The following is a 5,079-nucleotide window of genomic DNA, read 5'->3' as shown; positions in this document are numbered from 1 at the left end:
ACCCTCGGCCGTGGCGTCCAGGCCCTCCTTCGCCTCGACCGAGGGTGAGGTGCTGGGCACCGTCACCGTGCAGGCCTACATCGCGCTCTACCCGCCGGGGCGGGGGGTGCGGCTATTTGCTGACGCCGGCGGTGAGGCCGGACTGGACCTGGCGTTGGAAGACGATGTACACGATGAGCACCGGCAGCATCGCCATGGTGACCCCGGCGAAGAGGCCGGACCAGTCGGACTTGTAGCCCTGGTTGACCGACAGCTCGATCAGGCCCTGGGCGATCACCTGGTGCTTCGGCTCACCGGCCACCGACTGCATGAGCAGGGTCGGCAGGTACCACTGGTTCCACTGGCCGAGCACGTTGAAGATGCCGATGCTGATCAGGCCGGGCTTGGCCATCGGCAGCATTACGCTGAAGAAGGTCCGGGTGTGGGAGGCCCCGTCGACCTGGGCCGCCTCGGCGATCGAATCGGGCAGCGTCCGGAAGAACGAGTGCATGAAGAAGATCGTGAACGACAGCGACCAGGCGACGTAGACCAGGATCAGCATCAGGTGCTTGTTCGGGCCGAGCAGCGGGAAGCTGATCCCGGTGTTGTAGACCCCCTTGAACAGCGGCACCGCGGCCAGGTAGATCGGCAGGGTCAGGCCGGAGAGGAACATGTAGTAGATCAGCCGGTTGCCGGGGAACTCGTAGCGCGCGAGGGCGTACGCGGCCATCGAGCCGAGCAGCATGGTCAGGGTGACGCTGCCGGCCATCACCAGCACGGTGTTGAGGAAGAACGCCCCGAGGTGCCCCTCCCCCCACGCGCGCGCGAAGTTGCCCCAGTGCAGCTGGTGCGGGATCAGCGACAGGGGCTCCCGGATCACCTGCGAGTCGTCCTTGAAGGCCGACATCACCACCCACAGCAGCGGGTAGATGACCATCAGGGCCCACACGGCCAGGAACACGTGGGAGAAGCCGTTGAAGATCCGGCCGCCCCAGCCGCGCCCGCGGGCCTCGGCCCGTCGTCCGGATGCCGGGTGGGACGGGGTGGCCTGGTCGGCCCGGATGGGGCCGTGGGTCGCGGTGCTCATCGTCGCCCCTCCTTCAGAACTCGATACGGTCACGACGGGTGATCCTCAGCTGCAGCGCGGCGAGCAGGATCGTGAAGATGGCCAGCGCGACACCCATCGCGCAGGCGTAGCCGAACTGGCCCTTCTGGAACGCGGTGAAGTTGAGCACCGACGCGAAGATCTCGCTGGCGTGGTTTGGGCCGCCCTGGCTCGGGGTCATGACGAAGACCAGGGCGTACATGTCCAGGGCGATGAAGCCCAGGTAGACCCAGGCCACCGAGATGGTCTCCCGCAGCAACGGCAGGGTCACCCGGAAGAAGGTGTGGAACCGGCCCGCGCCGTCGAGGATCGCCGCCTCGTAGATGTCCTTGGGGATCGACTGCATGGCCGCGGAGAAGAGCACCATGTAGAAGCCGGCACCGCTCCACACCGCGATGAGCAGCAGCCACCAGAGCACCGCCGGCACGCCGAGGAACGGCTCCGGGTCGGCGGTGAAGGCGATGGGGTTCTCCGGGTCGACCAGCCCCACCTTCATCAGCAGGCCGTTGATCAGGCCCTGGTTGTCGGAGCGGTAGATCTGCTGCCACATGACGGCCACGACCACCAGCGACAGCACCTGCGGGAAGAAGAAGATCACCTTGTAGAGCCCGGACCCGAACACCCCGCGGATGCCGGCCCTGTCCTCGCGTCCGCCCACGTTGAGCAGGAACGCGAGGAACAGGGCCAGCGCGATGGTGAACAGCGGCACGGTGACCAGGAAGAACACGTTGTGCCAGAACGCCTTCCGGATCAGCTCGTCGGAGAGCAGCCGGACGTAGTTGTCCAGACCGACGAAGTGCTGGGAGTCCGAGTACCCACCCCAGTCGGTCAGCGAGTATCCCGCCGCCTGCGCGAACGGCCACACCACGTAGAACAGGTACAGCGCGACGGGCAGGGCCAGGAAGCCCGTGACGAAACGCGCGACTCCGTGCCGCATTGGACTCACTCTCTCGAACGGATCAGGCGGTGCGGGTCTGCTTCTTGATCGACGAGTCCTTGGCGACCTTGTCGGCGGCCACCTGCATCTTGTCGACGAACTGCTGCGCGGTGAGGCGCCCCGCCATCAGCTCCTCGGAGAGGTTCTGGCTCTCCTTGTCCAGGTCGGCGTAGAAGTCCGGGAACTTGACCGAGATCAGGTCCGCCGTGGCGTTCTTCATCAGCGCGTTCGCCGACGCCAGCGCCGAGTCCTGCACGTTGTCGCCGGAGCCCTTGGTGGAGGCCAGCGACTTGGTCAGCTCGGCGAACTTCGCCGAGCCGGCCTTGGACAGGATGGCCCGCAGCATCTCCTTCGCGGCCTCCTTGTTGGGCGCCTTGCTCGGCACCACGAAACCCTCGCCGGAGCCGGCGAAGACGTCCTTGGCGGCCTTGTCCCCGGAGTTGCTCCAGTAGTCCGACAGGGTCAGCTCGAAGCCCGGCGGGATGGTGGCGGCCATCTCGTTCTTCAGCCAGGTGCCGACCTGGATGAAGGCCGCCTTGCCGTCGAGCCACGCCTGCTGCGACTGGGTGTGGTTGAGGTTGCCCGGCAGCAGCAGCTTGTCCTTGACCATCTTCTCCCACGGCTGCAGCGCCGCGACGATGCCGTCGGCCTTCCAGGCACCGTCCTTGAGGTTGTCGATGTCGATGACCGCCTGCTTGCCGACCGCCTTCCAGATGCTGGCGAACAGGCCCCAGCGCGGGTAATAGCCGTGCACGGCGTCGTGCACGTACGGCGCCATGCCCTTGGCCTTGATCTTCGGGGCGAGCGCGAAGAACTCGTCCCAGGTGGTCGGCGCCTGCCACCCCTCCTTCTTGAACAGGGCGGCGTTGTACCAGTTGCCCCAGACCGTGTAGGCCACGTTGACGACGTAGAACTTGCCGTTCTGGGTGCCGTCGTTGACGGTGCCCGGCAGCAGGCTGTCCGCGACCGTGCCCTCGCCGTCCCACGCCGGGGCGGTGAGCAGGTCGTCGAGCGGCTCGATGGCACCCTCGTTGATCAGAGTGCTGCGGTCCATGCTGTCCGCGCCCGAGTTCATCACCAGGTCGCTCGGCTGGGTCGCCATCTTCGGCTGCTCTTCGGTCTTGATCTTCTGCGTGGAAGACATGTTGACCGTGATGTTCGGGTGCTTGGCGTTGAAGACCGTCTTGTCCTCCTTGGCCCACTGGTCGCCCAGGCCGCCGTTGAAGATGACCACCTTGACGGCGCTGCCGTCCTTCGCACCGAACGGGTTGTCCTTGCTCTTGGCCGCGCCGCCGCCGTTGTCGGACTTGCTCGGCTCGCTACCGGCGCAGGCGCTGAGCAGACCGGCGGCCGGGGTCACCAGCAGACCGGCCGCGGCGGCGCGCTGCAGCAGGATCCGGCGGCTGAGGTCGCCGGGCTTCTCGGGGGTAACCGACATCTTGCGTCTCTCCTTGTGGTGTCGGGTCAGGCGGTCCGCCGGAGGCGCCCGGCGTACCGCGACTCGAGGGCGAGGTTGTGCTCGTCCCCACCGGGGACGTTGGCGGAGAGGTAGATAGGGGGTACCTCCCCGGCCTGGTGGAACCGTCGTACGACCTCGGCGGTCAGCAGCTGCGCCAGCAGCGCCGCGGTGACCGACGAGACCGCACAGACCGCGCCGCCGCCCTCGAGCGGCAGCAGTGCGTCGCCGTACGGCGCGCCGTTGTCCAGCACGACGTCGGCGAGGTCGGCGAGCCGGTGCCCGCTCGGGTGGCGCGGGGCGACCCGGGCGGTGTGCTCGGCCGAGGTGACCGCGATCAACGGGTGGCCCCGCTCCCGGACCAGCGTCGCCAGCTCGACCACCGAGCCGTTGATGCCGGACTGGGAGGCGACCACGAACACGTCCTCCGGCTGCGGCGCCGCCAGGGCGTAGAGCTGGTGCGCGACCGCCGGGTCGCGTTCCAGCTTGGGATCGGCGAGCACGTCGCGGGGCGCGTCGCCGTGCAGCACGAGGTCGTGCAGGGAGAGTCGGTTGGTGGGGACCAGGCCGCCGGCGCGGGCCACCAGCTCGGCGGCGAACGCCTCGGAGTGGCCGGCGCCGAACGCCTGGAGCACACCGCCACGGCGCAGTCCGGCGGCGATCAGGTCGGCCGCCCGGTCGACGGCCTCGGCCTGCGTGTCGACCAGCCGGTCGAGCACCGGGCGGACGGCGTCCGCGTACCGCCGGGCACTGATCATGAGGTGGCCCCCTTCGCGGCCTTGTGCCCGTCCACGGCCTGGGCGGTACGCCGGAAGGCCGCGTGGGCGCGGTCGTGGGTGCGCTGCGCCACCGCGATGTAGAGCAGGTCGAGCACGACGAGCTGGGGGTGCCGGGCGGAGAGCGCGTCCGGCCGGAAGGTGGTCGCCTGGCTGGCCGTGACCAGCACGATGTCGGCCAGCTCGGCCAGCGGCGAGCGGGGGAAGCCGGTCAGCGCCACCGTGGTCGCTCCCCGGCTGCCCGCCTCGGCGAGCATCTCGATGGTCTCCCGGGTCTGACCCGTGTGCGAGATGCCCAGGGCGACGTCGCCGACGCCGAGCAGCGCCGCGCTCGCCAACCCCTCGTGCACGTCGCTCCAGGCCCAGGCCGCGACCCCGATCCGGTGCAGGCTGAACTGCATCTCCTCGCCGACCAGCGCGCTGCCGCTGGCGCCGAAGATGTTCACCCGACTCGCCCCGGCGATCGCCACCGCCGCCCGCTCCACCTCCGCGAGGTCGAGCAGCGCGGCGGTGTCGTGCATCGCCCGGGTGTCGGCGGCCATGATCTGGTCGAGCACCCGGGACAGCGGGTCGCTGGGCTGGATCTCCCGACCGATGTCGACGGTCCAGCCGGCCGAGCGGGCCCGGCCGGTCTCGGCGGCGATGCCGAGCCGCAGGTCGGCGTAGCCCTCGAAACCCATCGCCCGGCAGAACCGGGTGATGGTCGCCGGTGAGGTGCCGCTGCGCTCGGCCAGCTCCACGATGGTGGCCCGGGCCGCCGCCTCCGGGTCGCGGGGGACGTGGTGAGCGACCCGACCCAGGGGCCCCGGCAGCTCCCCCGCCCCCG

The 5,079-nt window shown here is 69.4% G+C and carries 5 protein-coding genes; all 5 read right to left on the bottom strand.

Going from position 1 to position 5,079, the window contains the following annotated elements; translation table 11 throughout:
• Positions 1-112: 112 nt before the first annotated feature.
• Positions 113-1,066, bottom strand: coding sequence for a carbohydrate ABC transporter permease (locus ACWEVO_RS29690; protein WP_452310781.1), 954 nt, complete (start codon positions 1,064-1,066; stop codon positions 113-115).
• Between the two features lie 13 nt (positions 1,067-1,079).
• Positions 1,080-2,021 (bottom strand): carbohydrate ABC transporter permease, encoded by a 942-nt coding sequence (locus tag ACWEVO_RS29685; protein ID WP_452310780.1) that lies wholly within the window; start codon positions 2,019-2,021, stop codon positions 1,080-1,082.
• 22 nt (positions 2,022-2,043) lie between these two features.
• Complete coding sequence (gene ngcE, locus ACWEVO_RS29680; RefSeq protein ID WP_452310779.1) at positions 2,044-3,459, bottom strand: N-acetylglucosamine/diacetylchitobiose ABC transporter substrate-binding protein; 1,416 nt, start codon at positions 3,457-3,459, stop codon at positions 2,044-2,046.
• Positions 3,460-3,485: 26 nt separating this feature from the next.
• Positions 3,486-4,235 carry a sugar isomerase domain-containing protein gene (locus ACWEVO_RS29675; RefSeq protein ID WP_452310778.1) on the bottom strand — a complete coding sequence of 250 codons (750 nt, stop codon included), beginning with the start codon at positions 4,233-4,235 and terminating at the stop codon, positions 3,486-3,488.
• The coding region (locus tag ACWEVO_RS29670; RefSeq protein WP_452310777.1) for a MurR/RpiR family transcriptional regulator at positions 4,232-5,079 on the bottom strand (848 nt) is incomplete at its 5' end. The genes ACWEVO_RS29670 and ACWEVO_RS29675, both read right to left, overlap by 4 nt.

The sequence above is a fragment of the Micromonospora sp. NPDC003776 genome, assembly GCF_053605645.1.
This window is presented reverse-complemented; position numbering and strand designations above follow the sequence as displayed.